Annotated in this window: 11 protein-coding genes; 6 read left to right on the top strand and 5 right to left on the bottom strand. The window is 63.3% G+C overall.

Going from position 1 to position 16946, the window contains the following annotated elements:
* The first annotated feature begins 140 nt into the window (after window positions 1–140).
* Window positions 141–395 carry a hypothetical protein gene (locus V5E97_RS22720; RefSeq protein ID WP_406693822.1) on the top strand — a complete coding sequence of 85 codons (255 nt, stop codon included), beginning with the start codon at window positions 141–143 and terminating at the stop codon, window positions 393–395.
* A 44-nt stretch (window positions 396–439) separates the two neighbouring features.
* On the opposite strand, the gene V5E97_RS22715 is transcribed toward V5E97_RS22720, so the two are convergent.
* The 3 genes from V5E97_RS22715 to V5E97_RS22705 all read right to left on the bottom strand — a co-directional run bounded on the left by V5E97_RS22715 (window position 440) and on the right by V5E97_RS22705 (window position 9935).
* On the bottom strand, window positions 440–3046 hold the full coding sequence (locus tag V5E97_RS22715) for a c-type cytochrome (protein ID WP_406693821.1): 2607 nt from the start codon (window positions 3044–3046) through the stop codon (window positions 440–442).
* Window positions 3047–3203: 157 nt separating this feature from the next.
* On the bottom strand, window positions 3204–4682 hold the full coding sequence (locus V5E97_RS22710) for a DUF1501 domain-containing protein (RefSeq protein WP_406693820.1): 1479 nt from the start codon (window positions 4680–4682) through the stop codon (window positions 3204–3206).
* A gap of 135 nt (window positions 4683–4817) precedes the next feature.
* The gene (locus tag V5E97_RS22705; RefSeq protein WP_406693819.1) at window positions 4818–9935 is read right to left on the bottom strand and encodes a DUF1549 domain-containing protein; all 5118 of its coding nucleotides are present in this window, start codon (window positions 9933–9935) and stop codon (window positions 4818–4820) included.
* 583 nt (window positions 9936–10518) lie between these two features.
* On the opposite strand from V5E97_RS22705, the gene V5E97_RS22700 reads away from it, so the two are divergent.
* A complete protein-coding gene (locus V5E97_RS22700; RefSeq protein WP_406693818.1) occupies window positions 10519–11400 on the top strand; it encodes a sugar phosphate isomerase/epimerase family protein in 882 nt (293 codons plus the stop codon).
* Between the two features lie 93 nt (window positions 11401–11493).
* Here V5E97_RS22700 and V5E97_RS22695 read toward each other — a convergent pair whose 3' ends face one another.
* Window positions 11494–11937 (bottom strand): SET domain-containing protein, encoded by a 444-nt coding sequence (locus V5E97_RS22695; RefSeq protein WP_406693817.1) that lies wholly within the window; start codon window positions 11935–11937, stop codon window positions 11494–11496.
* 344 nt (window positions 11938–12281) lie between these two features.
* On the opposite strand from V5E97_RS22695, the gene V5E97_RS22690 reads away from it, so the two are divergent.
* Both V5E97_RS22690 and V5E97_RS22685 read left to right on the top strand, forming a co-directional pair.
* On the top strand, window positions 12282–12968 hold the full coding sequence (locus V5E97_RS22690; protein ID WP_406693816.1) for a DJ-1/PfpI family protein: 687 nt from the start codon (window positions 12282–12284) through the stop codon (window positions 12966–12968).
* Between the two features lie 5 nt (window positions 12969–12973).
* The gene (locus tag V5E97_RS22685; protein WP_406693815.1) at window positions 12974–13957 is read left to right on the top strand and encodes a sugar phosphate isomerase/epimerase family protein; all 984 of its coding nucleotides are present in this window, start codon (window positions 12974–12976) and stop codon (window positions 13955–13957) included.
* Window positions 13958–13992: 35 nt separating this feature from the next.
* Here V5E97_RS22685 and V5E97_RS22680 read toward each other — a convergent pair whose 3' ends face one another.
* Window positions 13993–14574 (bottom strand): hypothetical protein, encoded by a 582-nt coding sequence (locus V5E97_RS22680; protein ID WP_406693814.1) that lies wholly within the window; start codon window positions 14572–14574, stop codon window positions 13993–13995.
* A 601-nt stretch (window positions 14575–15175) separates the two neighbouring features.
* Here V5E97_RS22680 and V5E97_RS22675 point away from each other — a divergent pair.
* Complete coding sequence (locus tag V5E97_RS22675; RefSeq protein ID WP_406693813.1) at window positions 15176–15787, top strand: TlpA family protein disulfide reductase; 612 nt, start codon at window positions 15176–15178, stop codon at window positions 15785–15787.
* Between the two features lie 14 nt (window positions 15788–15801).
* A complete protein-coding gene (locus V5E97_RS22670) occupies window positions 15802–16353 on the top strand; it encodes a DNA-3-methyladenine glycosylase (protein ID WP_406693812.1) in 552 nt (183 codons plus the stop codon).
* The last annotated feature ends 593 nt before the right edge of the window (window positions 16354–16946 follow it).

Below are 16946 nucleotides of genomic sequence, written 5' to 3'. Positions count from 1 at the left end.
GAGAGTGGACTCCGAATTCGGACCACCTGTTATGCGACTCAGGTGGCCCGGTGGAGGGAATCGATGGCGGGTCAGTGGAATTACCACTCCACCGGGCCACCTGAGTCGCATAACAGGTGGTGCGTGCAGTGATATGATTTATGGATATGCATGAATTATGCGATCGGCTGACGGCTGAGGAACGGCTTTACCAATCGCTGGAGTATCAGACTCCGGGAGCGGTGGAGCGGTGGAGCGGTGGAGCGGTGGAGCGGTGGAGCGGTGGAGCGGTGGAGCGGTGGAGCGGTGGATCAGCGCTTGTCCTCGGGGATGGCAACATCCCGGTAGAGGCCCCCTGTGAGATCGGTCGTATAAACAGCGAAGCCCCGGTTGCGTTGCAACCGGGGCTTCGTTAGGGATGCCATTGTGACCACATGAGTTTGTGGTTCGGCTTAAAAACTCACTTCGCGGCTTGGCTTTTCGCTCCAACGGCTCCTTCCTGAGCTGCTCGACCCTCGCGGGCAAACATGTCGCTGTTGCGATCGCCCCTGGAGAGAAGGTAAGCGGTCAGGTCGAGGATTTCGTCCTGGTTGAGCGTGTTGAACAGGCCCTCGGGCATCATGGAGACGGGGGAGGGCTTCATCTCTTCGATCTTCGTGCGGTCCACATTGACCAGGCCGTTGGGGTCGAGCATGTTGACGTTGATCGTCAGGTTGTCGCCGTTGAGGTTGACGATACGGCCGGTGATCACGTCGCCGTTGACCGTGGCGATGGTCACGGCCTCGTACTGGTCGCTGACCGTCTTGCTCGGCTGAACGATCGACTCGAGCAGGTCACGGGCGCTGAACCGGCCGGAAGCGCCGGTCAGGTCGGGACCGAAGGAGCCCCCTTCGTTGTTGTAGCGATGGCACGAGGCGCACTGGGCGGCGCCGAAGAGGATCCGGCCGCGATCGAAGTTGCGGCCTTTCAGGCCTTTATCCACGATCGGCACCAACTCGTCGAGTGTCCAGGCCTTTACGAACGGCCGGGCGGGACCGGCAGCGACGACAGCTTTCGGCGGCGGTGGTTCGGCGAGCAGCGATCCCAGCGCGGTCTTTTCGCTGTCGCTGAGCGTGGCGATCGCGTCGGTCCGGATGATCCGCAGGAACCCGCGGAAGCTGTTGCCTCCCCGGTAGCCGTTCGCTTGGCCCAGCCACTCGAAATAGGCTTTGCGAAGCTCAGGGGTCCAGCTTGTTTTGAGCACGCGGAGGGAGCGGGCGTACTCCAGTTGTTCTTCCTGGGTAGGCGCCTGCTGAAGCAAGGCGACCGTCTTGGCGGCGGCATAAGGGGCTTCGAGGAAAACGACGATCGAGGCCAGTTCCGCGTTGATCGCAGGGCCGCTGCCCGGATAGATCGTGTCGAAGAAGGCGGTCAGGCGGGAGACGGTCGCGTCGTCGGGGCGTCCGAAACGATTGAGGACAACTTCATAGACTCGCAGAAGGTCGAGCTTCTGAGCGTCGGAAAGCTTGGCCCAGGTCAGCCGCTCGAGCGACTCGAGGATCCGCCCTTGAAGAGTTGCGTCGGGCTTGGGATCGGTCGGCTTGCGGTGGAATGGGTCAATGGCACTGGCTCGGGCGAGGGCCAGGAGGGCGGAGAGGGAGGCTTGCGGGGCCTTCTCGGCCAGGGCGCGGTCACGCCACGATTCGGGGTCTTGGTGCTCGATCGCCACGCGGGCGGCCCAGCGGATGAAGCGGTCGGGGCTGCCCAGGTGGGGCCAGGCGGCATCGACGGCCTTCGGGTCGCGGTGGCCGTGGAAGGCTTCGAGCTGGTGCCGGAGGGCACGGGCGGCGGAGCCGGCATCGGCGGCCGGGACGGCGGGGGTGGTCGGCTCATCGCCGGTGTAGGTGACGCGGTAGAGGCCCGACTGGGTCTTCCGGCCCCCCACGGCGAAGTACATCGCGCCGTCTTTGGGGTTGATGATGAGGTCGGTCAAGGCGAGCGGGGTGCCGGAGATGAACTCCTCGAGCTCTCCCGTGAACGAGGCTCCATCAGGCCTGAGGTGAACGGCGTAGAGTTTGCCGTAGCTCCAGTCGCAGATGAAGTAGGCCTGCTGATACTTCGCCGGGAACTTCGCGCCGTAGCCGAAGACGACGCCGGTGGGCGAGCCGGGGCCGATGTTCACCACGGCCCCGAGGCTATCCGGGTAGTAGGCGGGCCACTTGCCGGCTCCGTTCCGCCAGCCGAACTCGGCGCCGCTGACGACGTGGTTGACCCGGGTGGGGCGATACCACGGCGTGTTCATATCCCATTCCATGTCGGCGTCGTATGCGAACAGCTCGCCTTCGTGGTTGTAAGCGGCGTCGAACTCGTTACGGAAGCCATTGGCGATCAGCTCCCACTTCTTCCCGTCGGGATCGGTCTGGTAGATGCAGCCGCCGGGGGCGAGCGTGTCGCGCATGAAGCCGTTGCCATCGGGCATGCGGGGGAGCAGGTGGTCTTCACCCCAGATCCGCGGCACGCGGGACTCGTCGACGGCGATCGGCTTGGTGGCGTTACCGCAGACGATCGTGAGCGACTTGCCACCGGGGGTGAGCAGGACGGCGTGCGGGCCGTGCTCCCCCGCGCCATCGATCTGGCGGAGCAGTTCGACCTTGTCGAGCTGGTCGTCGTTGTTGGTGTCGGTGACCCGATAGAGTCCGCTCTTGAACTTGCCGCCGGTGTTCACGACCACGTAGAGGCTGTCGAACGCCCAGAGCAACCCCTGCGCTTCGCCGATTTCGACGGCGATCGGTTCTACCTTGAGCTCCTCGACCTTGCCGTCGATCGGCGGGAGCGAGACCCGGTAGAGCTTGCCGTACTGGTCCGAGACGATGAGCCGGCCTTTGGGGTCGGTCGTCATGTTGACCCACGACCCTTGCTCGTCCTTGGGCACCGAGTAAAGGAGGTCGACTTGAAAGCCCTTGAGAGGCTTGAGCCGTTCGGCCGGAGTGGCGGAGGCGCGACCGGGGCGGTCGGCCCCCTGGGTCGCTGTCGAGCACGTAGCGAACAGCGCGATGGCCAGGGCCGTACGCGTCAAAGAGCGAAGCATCGTGGTCGGACCCTATCGGAGTGGACCTCGGCCTTTTCAGCCGAGAAAGAGAGGAGCCGGCCGACGCACTCGGCCGGAGCGGGATGATTCCCAACAAACGATAACGCGGACCGAGGCCCCCGAACAGGGCCGGTCCGCGTTGCGACTCAAGCCGCGATCAAACGAAGAGCCGGGTCACCGCCTCGGCCTTGACCAGCTCGCGCGGCTGGTTCAGATGGTTGTAGACGATGGTCGCCGGGTCGATCCCGAACGTGCGGTAGATCGTCGCCAGCAACTCGCCGGGGTGGACCGGGTCTTCGGCGGGGGCCGATCCGGTCTTGTCCGACTTGCCGTGCACGTTGCCTCGCTTGATCCCCGCGCCTGCGACGACCGCCGTGTAGCAGTACGGCCAGTGGTCGCGGCCGTCGGCACTGTTGCCGTTGCCCGAGGTGCTCACCCCCTTCTGAGGGCTCCGACCGAACTCGCCAACCGCCACGACCAAAGTCTCTTCGAGCATCCCGCGCTCGTCGAGGTCGGTGAGCAGGGCGGACAGACCGGTGTCAAGCATCGGCCCGGACTGATCCTTCATCCGCTGGGTCAGGCCGACGTGGTGGTCCCACGAGTGGTTGTCGGAGTTCGCCACCTTGGGCCAAACCACTTCGACGACGCGGGTGCCGGCCTCGACCAGGCGTCGAGCGAGCAGGCAGCTCTGGCCGAACGTGTTCCGGCCGTACGAGTCGCGCGTCTTGGGGGTCTCTTGCTCGAGGTTGAACGCCTCACGCGCCCGGCCCGACACAATCAGCTTGAGGGCGCGATCGTAGTACTCGTCGAGGTTGTAATCGGTCACGGCCTTTTCGAGGACCGGCATGCCCGAGTTGATCGCGTCGCGGAGCTTGGCCCGGCGCTCGAGCCGGACGGAGAAGACTTCAGGGCGGAGCTGAAGGTCGTCGACCTTGATCCGGCTCATTTTCGCCATATCCATGTCGTCACCCTCGGGATAGAGGGTGTAGGGGTCGAACGCCTTGCCCAGGAAGCCGGCGGTCCCCCCCTTGCCGACGACGTTCGACTCCTGAAGCGGGCGCGGAAGCATGACGAACGGGAGCATCGGCTCGGTCGGTGGCTTGAGCCGGATCAGGTTCGACCCGAAATTGGGGAAGTCTTTCGGGCTCGGCGGCTCGAGCTGGCCGGACGGGCTGACCTTGTCGGTCGTGTAGCCGGTCATCATCTGGTAGATGGCGGCCGTGTGGTTGAACAGGCCGTTGGGCGTATAGCTCATCGACCGGATCAAGGTGAACTTGTCGGTGATTTGCGCCAGCTTGGGGAGGATCTCGGTGAACCGAACGCCGGGGACCTTGGTGTCGATCGGCTTGAACTCGCTCCGGACGTTGTCCGGTACGTTGTCTTTCGGATCCCAGAGGTCAAGGTGGCTCGGTCCCCCTTGGAGGTAGACCATGATGATGCTCTTGGCCTTCCCCCAGCCCACGCCCCCGATCTTGGGAGCCGTTGTCGTGGCGGCCGACGCGGCCTGGAGCTGGAAGAGTGACCCGAGCGAGAGGCCCATCAGGCTCGATCCGCCCACGCGGAGGATGTCCCGGCGGGTCATCCCCAGGTGTGAGTCGCACAGGTCTTTCCCAGGCCGTCCGGGGACAATGATCATCGCGAAGCTCCTTGTGATTCGAGCGTTCCGACCGATTCTCCCCCAGCGGCAAGCCAGAGGGAAGAGGTCACTCGGAGCGGTCGGCTGGTTGGCCTCGGCGAGGGAGGCCCGAGTTTGAGACCATGAGTGGGATCATCAATGATTGAACAGGAACGCTGGGCTGTTGATCAAGGCCCAGGCGACATCCTGGGCTGTGGTGAGCCGCCTTGCGGTGGCTTGCTGGATGCTCATCTCCACGTCTTTGCGGAGCTGCACCAGGGTGGGGTCGACCGGCACGGGCTTGCGAGCGAACTCGAGCTGGTTGCGTAGATCCTGGAGCTTAGGATCGACCGGCAAGGGGGCCTTGCTTGCGTTCACGGCGTTGCGCTTCACAGCGAACTCGGGGTCGACCGCGCGGTGATAGCCGAGCAGAACCTCTTGCTGAGCCTTGGTGCGGACCTCGGGGGCGGTTGCCACGATCGCCCTCAGGTCTTCGGAAAGTCCCAGGCCGATCGGCTTGGCCAGTCGCGTGACCGAAATCCGGAACCGGCCGGGCATGAACTGTTTCCCGTTGAACAGGTGGCTCATGGTGACCGTGAGCACGGTTCCCCCGTCGAAGCCAACCGGATCGCCGGTTTCGAAGGTGGCCCAATGGTTTACGCCGTAGGAGGGGGAGATCGCCCAGCCCTTGCCGCCGTTGGGAGAGCCGTCGACCGTGTGCTTGATCTCGAAGCCGGCCTGACTGAAGTCGGCCAGCGGCGTGGTCAGCATGATCGGCTTCGCCTGCTTGGGGTCGGCCTTGGGCGCGGCGGTCACCTTGATCTCGTTGATGACGAAGTTGCCGTCAGAAGCTCGCCCTGGCCCCTTGTTCGGCAGGCTGTCGTCGGGCAAGAGCTCGAGCCGGATCCCCGTAATTCCGGTCAGGTCGGTCGGGGCGACGAACCGGATCACCCCTTGCTCGTCTTTGCCGGAGACCAAAATGGTAGCGTCGGGCAAGGTCTTGAACGTGGCCCCGTTGCGGTCGTTGACGGCCGACGGAGTCAGTGGCTGCCAGCGCGCGATCGGCGACTGCGATTTCTCCCAGGCGGCGACTTTCGCGGGCAGGCCTGCCTCGTAGGCGTTGAGCTCGGCCTCGAGCTTGGCGGTCTGCTCGGCCTTCTGCTTCTCACGCTCGACCAGCTTGGGGGCCAGCTCCGCCTCATAGGCGGTCAGGGTCGCCTGAGCCGTGGCGATGTCCGCCTCACGCTCGCGTTCCAGTTGGGGGCGTTTCAAGGCGAAGTCCGCCTCACGCTTGCCCAGTTCCGTGGCCATCGCCCGGTGATCCTCGTCGATCGACTGGAGATCTTTGAGGCAGGCCTCGATCTCCGTCTTGGAAGCCGAGCGATTCAATACCCGCATGAAGAGCTCGTTGACGAGCTTGGCGTCATCCGTCTCGCGTCCCACCAGCTTCGAGATCGCGTTGTCCGGGTCGGCGATGGCGTCGGCCAAGGTCGGCCCGCTCACCAGGGCCATGATCGGACCAAGCTGGAGGCCGCTCGACCGTTCGCACTCGCAGGCGCTTTCGCGGACCGGGCGGCCGAAGGTTGAGAGGAAGCCGCTGGGCAACTCGACTCCTGAGTCCGGCAAAGCCGCGGCGCGGATTCCGGCCGGCACGCCCGGGAACTTCGACTGTGAGCCGGTCACCCGGTAGACCGCGTCCAGCAACACTTCCGCCGGCAGTCGCCGGGCGGCCGCGTGCGAGCCGTTGATCTTGTCGTCTTCGTTCCACTGGTTCGTGGCCACCGAGAGCTGGTACGTTCGCGACTTGCAGATCATCCGCAGGATGTGCCGGGCGTCGAAGTTCGAGCCGACGAACTCATGCGTCAGGTAGTCGAGCAGTTCGGGGTTGGTGGCCGGATTGCCCGCGCGGATGTCGTCGATCGGCTCGATCACCCCGACGCCGAAGAGGTAGCCCCAGAGCCGGTTGACGTAGCTCCGGGCGAAGTAGGGGTTGTCCTTCGCGGTGATCCAATCCGCCAGCTTTTCGCGGCGGCTGGCCGTCTCGACCACTTTGTGAGTGGCGGGGAACGGGAACTTCGGCGGAGTGACCTGCTTGGTTCGGTCGTGCTCGACCTCCCCGGTCTTCTTGTCGTAAACCTCTTCGTAGAGCGAGGTGGCCCCTTCCACGGCCGTCCCGCCGATCTTCTTCCCCTTACTCTCGGGGTCCTCCTTAAAGCCGACCTGCCCGAAGTAGGCGGACGTCTCATAGTACTGGTCTTGCGTCCAGCGCTCGAACGGGTGGTCGTGGCACTTGTTGCAGTTGAACCGCACCCCGAGGAAGAGCTGAGTCGTATTCTCCATGATCGCGGTCGGTTCGCGGAGAATCTTGTAATAGGCCGCCGCTGGGTTGACCCGGTTCGAGCCCGAGGCCGTCAGGATCGTCCGGACGAGCTGGTCATAAGGGACGTTCTTCTCAACCTGCTGGCGGATCCAGATGCGGAAGGCCGAGGCGCCTTCGACGTCGAGGAACTTCCGATTCACTTGCAGCAGGTCGGCCCACTTGTTGGTCCAGTAGTCAATATAGTCAGGGCTGCCGATGAGTCGATCGACCAGCTCATCGCGCTTGACGCGCGACTCCTTCGGGTCATCGAGAAAGTGGCGCACGTCATCGGCCGAGGGGGGAAGCCCGGTCAGGTCGAGGTAGACGCGGCGGAGGAACTCGGCGTCGGTGCAGAGCTCCGACGGCCTGATTTTCATTCGCTGCCACTTGGCGGCCGTCAGCTCGTCGATCTTGTTATAGGTGGGAGGCTGTTCCCAGACGAACCCGGTACGGTCTCCCATGACGGTGAGCGTGGAGGCGGCATAGGCCCCTTCGTAGCGTGCCAGGATGGGCGCCTCGCCGCGTCGGAGTGCGGTCATCAGCCCGCCCCGGTCGGCGATGGCGACCTCGTTGTTGCCGCTCTCGAGGAATGCCTCGCGGGTCACGTCGCGGATCTCGCCGCTGGCATACGTGGCCAGAACGCGGAGTTGCTGCCGGGCGCCGATTTGTTGGACGACGGGGTCGGCCGGGAAGACCTCGATCTTCTGAACCTTGGGAGTTGCGGCCTCGAGCTTGGCTCCGTCGGTGATCCAGTCGCGCAGGATCTCGTAGTAGGGCTCGCCGGGCTGCATGACCTGGCCGCCGACGTGGGGCACACTGCTGGTCGCTTTCAAGAGCATCAGGCTATCGTCGGGCGAGGCGAGGTTCACGCGCCGGGCGCCGTGGTCGTCGGTCAGGGCCCGCACGTCGAAGAGTGGGTCGTAGCCGCGGAGGGAGAGCTTGAAGCCGTTCTTCCCCTGGGCCGAGCCGTGGCAGGTCCCCGCGTTGCAACCGAGGCGTGAGAGGACCGGATTGACGTCATGAACGTAGTCAACCCGGATCGCGGTGTTGGCCCCGATGACCGTCACCGGCACCTCGGCCGTCTTGCCGCCGATCGTCAGGCTCAAGCTGGCCTTGCCATCGCTCTTCGGCCGGACCAGCCCGCCGGTCGTGGTCATGGCCACGGGAGCCGAGATATTCGAAGTCACCAGTCGGGTCACGTCGATCAGGTCGCCGGCCTCCGTCTTCGCGGTCACGACGAGCTGAACGTAGTCGAAGCGGTTCTTGAGCTCGACCGTCGGGGGCTGCACCGACAGTTCCGTGATCGTCGCGCCTTTGGGGAGCGACTCGGTCTCGGTCGTCCCTTGCGGCTGGCTGACTGCATTCGCCACCGACGCCGGCCGCTCGGGCGGGGTGCCGCCCAGGGGGACCGGAGGGAACTCCTTGGTGAGCTTTCCGCCCTCGGTCTCGATCAGGCGGACGAGCCCGTCGGACCCTCCCGCGGCGACGGCCAGGCCGTCGGGCCGAACCGCTACGGCATAAATAGCGCCTTGGGGGACGGGGAGGCTCGCCAGTCGCTTGGCCGAGTCTTTTTGAGCCTTGTTCAGCTCGGCCCGTTCTTCGGCCGAGCGGCTCTTGCCTTCCTTCGCCAGGATCTTCTTGATCGGGTCGGACACCTTGGCCGGGTCGAATTCGTAGGCGTAAATATCGACCTGTCCTCGGCCGTCCAGGCTGCTGCCAGCGGCGAACCGCTTGCCGTTGGCGCTGGTGGAGACGCTGAAGATCCGGCCCGGCATGGTCTCGAACGACGCGACCTGATTGTCATCGTCGCCAATCTTGCGGGCCGTCTCGCGATAGATCCGGTAGATCTTGGGGACGCCGTCCGATCCCCCCATGAGGATCTCGTCGCGATTGGGGTGGCGGGTAACCGACGCCAGACCCCCTTTGAGTGCCCCTGGGGTGATCGACGTGATGTTATCGACGAACCGCTGCGTGGCCACTTCGGTCAGCTTGGCCGTCATGTCGCGGCCGACCGACATCAGGTGGGAGCCATCGGTCGAGAACGCCGTGTCGAGGACCCAGTCGTTGTGTGACCCCATGTAGACGACCTGCTGGCCGGTCTGGGAGTCGATCGCCCTGACCGTATTGTCGGAGCATCCGAAGGCGATTTTGCTGCCGTCGGGCGACCAGCTCGCCCCATAGACGGTGTCGAACGTCACTGGCACCGACATCGCGAGTTTCTGGGTCGCGACGTTCCAGACTTGCACTTCGCCCATGCGGCCGGGCCGGCCGCCGGTGACGGCGAGTCGCTTGCCGTCGGGCGAGAACCGGACCGACTCGATCCGTTCGGCGAGCCCGATCAAGCGGCCGGCCAGTTCGGACCCGTCGGCCTTCCAGAGCAGGACCTCGTGAAATCCGCCGATGGCCAGGAGCTGTCCGTCGGGTGAGTAGTCGAGTGCGGTGACGACGGGAGGGCGGGTGTAGACAGGGGGATGGTCCTTGTCATAGCGGACCAGGGCGGCGGCCGGGGTGTCGTCGCTAGCCCCTTGAGCGACCCAGCGGCGGATCAGGTCGAGTTCCGCCGGGCTCAAGGGGGGCTTCTCCTTGGGCATCGCCGACTTACCGTCCTCGGGCGTGATCTGCTCGAGCAGGTGGCTTTCCTCGGGCTTCTTGGCGATGATCGCCGCCAGTTTCGACTCACCACCGGCCAGGAGCCGGTCGAAGGCCGTCATGACATAACCACCGCCCGCCTTGGCCGGTTGATGGCAACCCTGGCATTGCGCCTGGAAGATTGGCCGAATCTGCTTGTAGTAGCTGACCGGCTCGTCCGCCGCAGTCGGCTTCGCGGGTCCTTCGGCAGCCAGGACGGCAACGGGAAGGGCGACCAGGATCGAGAAGGCCAGGACCCGCAGGCTCCACGTCTGTCTCATTGCCATCTGGCTCACTCCTCGATAGGTCCTGCGACTCGTTCAAAGGGAAAACGGAGGCTCTGAACGAACGGCAACGGACCAGGACGCACAACGGTCGAGGCGGGTGGAAGTTTCGGTGTCGCGTGGGCAACCCATCAGCGATCGGTCTGAGGAAGGTTTAACCTGCGCACTGTAACGCCCGTAAGACGCCACTGTCAACGCAGTAGTGAAATCCATGGCCGACTGAGACAATTCTCCTTCGGAACGCCATGAGCCGAGCCGGGGGCCGGTCCCGCCGTCGTGAATAGGCCGAAGCGTCTTGCCAGTCTTTTCGCTGAGTGGTGACCGGAGGGGCGAAGTGTCGCTCTGACTGATTGGATGCCCTCGTGTGGTCGCTAAGCAAGGTAAGCGAGCGGCCAATGAATTTGGAGTAAGCCGGTGCGTTGGTGGGGCGACCGCCTTTGAGAGCCGCGGTATCATACGGGCTTGGTTCGGGGACCCCCTCTTCCGCCGACCGAAATGACATCGTTCAGGGGTCGGGCGGCGGCGGTTCGAGGCGTACCGGCATGCACTAACGCAGGAATGAAAAAAAAAGAAAAAAAGGAGAACGATGATGAGTTCGTCGATGGCCCTTTCGCGACGAGGCTTCGTTCGGCTCGGGGCTTCGGCCGCCCTGCTTTCGCCGCTTGCCGGCCTGGCATCGCGGGGGGTGGCGGCGCCTGCTGATTCTTCAAGCTCGGGCGGCGATCCTTGGTTGGGCCTCAAGGTGGGGGTGGCGTCTTACAGCTTGAGCAAGCTTTCGCTGGATGAGGCGATCAAGGGCATTCGCCGGGTCGGGGTGAATTATGTTTCGATCAAAGACTCTCACCTTCCGCTCAAGAGTAGCGCCGAGCAGCGGAAAGCCGTGGCCCGTAAGTTCCGTGACGCGGGGATCACTCCTCTGAGTTGCGGCGTGGTGGGGATGACCGATGACGAGGCCAGCCTGCGCAATGCGTTCGAGTACGCTCGCGACGCTGGGATCCCGACCATCGTCTGCAAGCCGACCCGGAAATCGCTCGCACAACTGGACAAGCTGGTCAAGGAGTTCGATATCCGCCTGGCCATTCACAACCACGGCCCTGAGGATAACGTTTGGCCCTCGCCGCTCGACGCTTGGGAGGCGGTCCAGCCTTTCGACGAACGGATCGGGATCTGCATCGATGTGGGACATACCGCGCGTTGCGGAGTGGACCCCGCTGATGCGATTCGCAAGTGTGCGCCCCGACTCTATGACCTGCACTTCAAGGATCTGGCGAGCCGAGAGGGGAAGTCGAAGCCGGTCGTCGTCGGTTGGGGCGTGCTCGATACGCTTGCGATGTTGCGTGCCTTGCTCGAAATCAAGTTTGCCCATCACGTCGGCCTCGAATACGAAGCCGAGATGAACGACCCGCTTCCCGGCGTCGCCGAGAGCATCGGTTATGTGCGAGGTGCGCTCGCGGGCCTGAAGCACTGACGCAGCAGGCCGGGAGTCGCTTCGTTTCCCGGCCCGCCTGGCTAAATTCCAACAGCCGGGCTGGCCGGGTTCCGATTTCGGAGGTGGTTCGATTCACGCCCGTTTCTTCTTGACGGTCTTCGGCGATCGAATCGGGGCCTCGACCTTGGTCTCGACGACCTCGAACCCGACCTCGGAGGCATCGTCCGGGTCGCCGTTGTAGTTGACCGTGATTTCTTCGCCCGGCTCGATGTCTCGAAGCGAAGTGAAGACCTTGGTCTGTTGGCCCCGGTCATCATAGCGAGCGTTCGGGCGGAACGAATGGTTGTAGAGCGAACCGTAGCCGAGGGCCAAGGCCACAGTGCTCTTGTTCCAGACGAAGCAGTAGTTCCCCAGGCTTGTCCAGGCTTCACCCTGATTGAGATCGTTGATCGGCACGACGAGAACGGGAACCCGTTCGATCACCTCGCCCGCCTGGATCCGTCGCCGTGCGAAAACTCCTCGTCCCTTGCCCGGGGAACGCCGGACCTCAATCGCGTCGGAATGCTCAAGCACCATCCATTTTTCTCCGGGGTCCTGCTTTCGTACCACGAAATACGCCTTGCAACGGCCGAGCGGATTTCGAGCGGAGATTGAGCTTGATCTGGCCGTCTCGATTTTGCAACTGCCCGGACAGAACGGAAGCATCGAGCTCATGGTTTCCATGGTCTCGTGATGTTACCTTGAGCAGAGGCCTCGTCAGAAAGAATGATTGGATGGGATAGCTCCTCTTTTGATTTCCCGAGCGGGTGGCAAGCCGTTCCGGCTCACGCGGTCCTCCCTCGCCTGATTCAGGGGGGCCGCCGGGGCGACTCGTCGCGGATTTCGTTTCGGGCCGATTCCACGACAGGGAGAATTATGCGATGAACCGCCGTGATCTCCTCGGACTCTTGGCTCTCGGGTCGGCCACGCTCGGCCATTCGGCTTCGAATGCGGTCGGGGACGACCGTAGCCCTGATGCGCCCAAGATTCTCATGCCGCTTGGTGACGCTACCGAAGCGATGGATACGCTCTATCCCTACTTTCGAGTCGCCGAGGATGGGTATAAAGCCGTAATCGCCGGACCCGAAGCGCGGAAGTACCACATGGTGCTGCATGAGGTTCCCCCGGCCGCCGGCATCCCCTGGGATATCACCGAGGAACGGCCCGGCTACCATATCCAGGCGGAGGTGGCGTTTCGCGACGTCGATCCCGCTCAGTACGCCGGCCTCTTTATCTCTGGCGGTCGGGCGCCCGAGTATCTGCGATACGACAAGGACTTGCTGCGGATCACTCGCCACTTCTTCGAGGCGAACAAACCGGTGGCCGTGGTCTGCCACGGCATCGAGATCGTCAGCGCGGCCGGTGTGATCCGGGGGCGGACGGTGACCACTGTGGCAAAATGTGCCCTGGACGCCGAACAAGGTGGGGCCAAGTACGTGGACAAGCCGACCGTCCTCGACGGTAACCTCGTCACGGCCCGGACCTGGCACGACAGCGCACCGTTCATGCACCAGTTCATGGCGATGCTCCGTGACCACGGGCGTTCCTCGGCCTCGGTCGGAAAGTGACCGTCATGAAACAACCCACTCTTCGAAGGGACGAGGAGGACCTGCCAGAGCCGACGCGCCGCGCCTGGATCGCGTCGATGGCTCTGGGCGTCGCCGCCTCGTCCGCGCTGGTTCGTCGCGCGACCGCGCTTGCCGAGCAGGGGGCCGATCGCCTGACGCTGAGCATTGGCACTTACAGTCTGAAAGGGATGGCCCTGGAAGAGGCTGTGCCGGCCGTGGCGGGGATCGGCTACGACGGAATCGAGATTGCCGTTCAGCCTGGCTTCGATGGCGAGCCGTTGAAAATGCCGGCCGGCCGTCGAAAGACGGTGCGCGGCCTGCTCGCCGACCATGGCCTGATCCTCACGGCGCTGATGGAACAGATCTCGCCCTCGCCCGATGCCAAGCAACACCAGGCCGATCTCGATCGGCTCCGCCTGGTGTTTGAGCTGGCTCATGACCTGAATCCGAAGCAGCCTCCGCTCGTGCAGACGGTCCTGGGAGGGGGCGCCTGGGAAGAGCGGAAAAACCTGTTCCGCGATCGCCTGGCCGACTGGCTCGCCGTGGCGGAAGACGCGAAAGTCACGCTGGCGATCAAGCCGCATCGAGGGGGCGCCATGTCGCGTCCCGACGAGGCGATCTGGCTGATCCGCCAGCTCGGAGATTCACCGCGGTTGCGGATGGTCTACGACTACAGCCACTACGCCTTTCGTGACATGACGGTCGACGACACGGTCCGCACGGCGCTCCCTTACACCGCTCACATTGCCGTGAAAGACGCGGTGCGAGACGGTGAGAAAGTGAAATTCGTGCTCGCAGGGTCGAGCGGCCTGTTCGACTATGCAGCGCTCCTGCGGCGCTTATTCCAGGGAGGCTACCGCGGTGACGTCTGCTGCGAGGTCAGCAGCATGGTCTCGCGCGAGCCTGGCTACGACGGCGTAGCCGCAGCAAAGACGTGCTATCGGAATCTTGCTGCCGCCTTCAAGGAGGCAAACGTCGCACGTCCTTGAGCATTGCAGATCAAAATCGCGGCCAACTCGCCGAGTCAACCCATCAGGTCGACGACGGCGAGGCTGCGGTCGAGATTCAATGAGGACTTCAAGTCGGCCACCAGCAAACGGTGCTGGTTGCCATCGCCGGTGGGGACGGCGAGATAGAGATGCCCTTTGTAGATCACGCCCCGCGAGAATTCGTCGCTCACCTCGGAAGGTCTGCGCGCCTCGTCCCACGCTCGGACCGCCAGAATGATCTCATCCTCCGCGTTTCGCAGGGCTCGCTGTATGACGTTCATCCACCTCTCCCAGGCTCGCTTTTCTTCGATTGCGGCTTGGCTCCGACCAAACGAGCCGCCCGCCTCCTGAAAGTGCTGGCTGTTCTCGTGGCGCCGGCGGACCTCGGCGAGCCGGTGCTTGAGCTCCAGAAAGTGATCGAGCGCCGATTCGGTCTGTTCGATGGCCAGGGCACGGTAACTGGCCGCCGATTCCGTCACGACCGTCATGGGCGCGAGTTCGGCGTAGCTGACCACGCGAGGCTTGTGGATACTCGAGGGCCGCGGCCTTCGCGAGAAGGATCGGCAGAAGGACGAGAGGCTGTCGAATGTCCGACTCGATGACGAAAGATCATCCATCGCCGTCCTCCTTTGATGATGGAGTGACCGGAGCGCGGCCGTCCCCTGGATCTTGATCAACGCATTTGAGGGCCCCGCAGGAACAAAAGAAGCCCGGCCCGCCATCAGAAGTCGAAGATGGTGGGCCGTTCCTCCCCGATTCTTATACGAGGACGTCATCGGCCGAAGGGAAGATTCGGGGGCTGCAAGAATTCAGAACCTTATGTCTTGTTCATCGGCAACCGAAGGCCTCGAATCGCGGTCGAGTCCCCTCTTTTCTTGGATGCGTCGGACTGGTTATCTGGATTGCAGGGATGGCAAGGGGCGTGGCGGCCTGCCAGAATCACGGTTGCTGAGGGGTCTGCCAGGCCGGTTGCCTTCCTCGGTGACAAGCGAGTTCGTGCTTGCGAACCTGGGTGAATGCAGTCAGGCTAGACGACTTCGAGCCGTTTTCCGGATCGGTGATCGTTTCTTTTTTTGGAACCGAGGGCGAGCCACCGGCGTGCCGATTTAGTCGGGACGGATCAGCTTCAGGCTTCCGAAAACCGCTCGAGTTCGACGATCACTTCCGACGGGTGAGTGGATGATTCGATGGGGCTGGTGCGAACCGGGAGGACTGGCGATGGTGCGTTCGGATCTGCTTCGGCGGGGCGTGGGGCTGGCTGGAGTATTAGGAATCGTCCTCGGTCTCATAAGTCTTGGCGCGGACCGGTCGACCGATGAGTCGGCGGCTCCGGCCGGTGAGAGCCAGATTCCCGACAAATGGCTCGAAGGAACAGAAAGCTCGCGGGCCCAGCGGTTCGCTGACTTGAAGGTGGGTGAGGACCCACCGGCGCTGAAGCTTGGGGAATGGAAAAATGCCGACCAGTTGGCGTTGGGCGATCTCAAGGGCAAGGTCGTGCTGCTCGACTTCTGGGCCACGTGGTGCGGGCCTTGCCTCGCGAGCATTCCTCACAATAATGACCTCTATGAGCGATTCAAGGACGATGGCCTCGTCCTCATCGGGGTCTGCCATAGTCGCGGGGCCGACCTGATGGGCAAGACGGCCGATGACAAGGGAATCAAATACCCGGTCGCCGCCGACGTCGACGGCGAAACCGTCGCGGCCTTTGCCGTGGACAGCTTCCCTGACTACTACTTCATCGACCGTGCGGGCAAACTCCGGATCCTTGACTGCAGGAACGACAAGGTGGAGGACGCCATCAAGCTCCTCCTGGCCGAAAAAGCGAAGTGAGGTCGGTCCCGCCCGTGCACACGCTCCCTCGAACATTCTACGATCGAAACACGGAAACGGTGGCCAAAGAGCTTCTTGGAATGCTCTTGGTTCACCGCGTCGACGGGACAATGCGGATCGGGCGGATCGTCGAGACGGAAGCCTATGTCGGTCCCCATGACCTTGCCGCGCACACGTCACGCGGGCGGACCGCACGCACCGAGGTGATGTTCGGGCCGCCTGGCTATGCTTATGTCTATTTGATTTATGGAATCTATAACTGTCTGAACGTGGTGACCGAAGCCGAAGGGCATGGGTCGGCCGTCCTCTTTCGTGCGCTCGAGCCGATCGAGAACCTCGAAGGGGGAACGAAAGGCCCCGGCCTCCTTTGCCGCGCGATGGGGATCGACCGTCGGCTGTACGGTCACGACCTCACGAGCGACGATTTTTTCATCGCCGCGCCCAAGCGACCGGAGGCGTTCGAGATCGTCACGCGGCCGCGAGTCGGCGTGGACTATGCCGGGGAGTGGGCAAGCCGGCCGCTCAGGTTCTATATTCAGGGCAACGCATTTGTTTCGCGGAAATGAGTAGTGAAGAGTCGAGCATGGCGGGGAGACAGGGACTCACCACTGTCTGGTAAACCCTGGAACGTTCGAGCGGTCGACCTTTAAGTGGCTTGCCCATCCAGATCGCTTAGCCTTTGATCCCGTCGAATTCAAATCACCCTGGCCAATGGTTTTCGCTCGCTTTGCACACAAGGCAAAGTGAAGGGATGACCCGAACCACTGGGCGCCGTCCGTCCCGTCGACTTCTTCAATAGCCTAGGTCTGCCGTCAGGTTCGTGGAACTGGCGGTGAATTCCTGCCAAGAGATCTCGCCTGCGGCCGCTGGCGAGACCGATTGTTGATGCAAAACCCTGCGCGGGATTACTTTTCCGTTTCGGAGTCACAACCGGGTCGGCGCTCGCCGATGGATCGTCGCTCCTATCGATTTTCCCGAGTTCTCGTAATCCACGACACGAAATTGCGTCAATCGACGAAATGTCGTGATTGTGCCCGTTTTACGCGTATCAATGCAAGCCGTTGGATTCAAGTGATTTATGGAATTCACGGATTGTTGGCATGAGAAGTGATATGGATTTCGCTCGCCTGGAAGGCGAGCAGGGAGCGTAAGTTCCTTG

The sequence above is a fragment of the Singulisphaera photorubra genome (genome assembly GCF_045290345.1).
In the GTDB taxonomy this organism is placed as follows: Bacteria; Planctomycetota; Planctomycetia; order Isosphaerales; family Isosphaeraceae; genus Singulisphaera.
The sequence above is the reverse complement of the archived record's forward strand: the minus strand, read 5'-3'. Positions and strand labels throughout refer to the sequence as shown.

Bases quoted from the DNA above. Each gene is read 5' to 3' on its own strand.
- V5E97_RS22685 (WP_406693815.1), top strand. From the start codon at position 12,974: ATGAAACAACCCACTCTTCGAAGGGACGAGGAGGACCTGCCAGAGCCG.
- V5E97_RS22690 (WP_406693816.1), top strand. From the start codon at position 12,282: ATGAACCGCCGTGATCTCCTCGGACTCTTGGCTCTCGGGTCGGCCACG.
- V5E97_RS22700 (WP_406693818.1), top strand. From the start codon at position 10,519: ATGATGAGTTCGTCGATGGCCCTTTCGCGACGAGGCTTCGTTCGGCTC.
- V5E97_RS22705 (WP_406693819.1), bottom strand. From the start codon at position 9,935: ATGGCAATGAGACAGACGTGGAGCCTGCGGGTCCTGGCCTTCTCGATC.
- V5E97_RS22720 (WP_406693822.1), top strand. From the start codon at position 141: ATGGATATGCATGAATTATGCGATCGGCTGACGGCTGAGGAACGGCTT.
- V5E97_RS22695 (WP_406693817.1), bottom strand. From the start codon at position 11,937: ATGGTGCTTGAGCATTCCGACGCGATTGAGGTCCGGCGTTCCCCGGGC.
- V5E97_RS22680 (WP_406693814.1), bottom strand. From the start codon at position 14,574: ATGGATGATCTTTCGTCATCGAGTCGGACATTCGACAGCCTCTCGTCC.
- V5E97_RS22675 (WP_406693813.1), top strand. From the start codon at position 15,176: ATGGTGCGTTCGGATCTGCTTCGGCGGGGCGTGGGGCTGGCTGGAGTA.
- V5E97_RS22710 (WP_406693820.1), bottom strand. From the start codon at position 4,682: ATGATCATTGTCCCCGGACGGCCTGGGAAAGACCTGTGCGACTCACAC.
- V5E97_RS22715 (WP_406693821.1), bottom strand. From the start codon at position 3,046: ATGCTTCGCTCTTTGACGCGTACGGCCCTGGCCATCGCGCTGTTCGCT.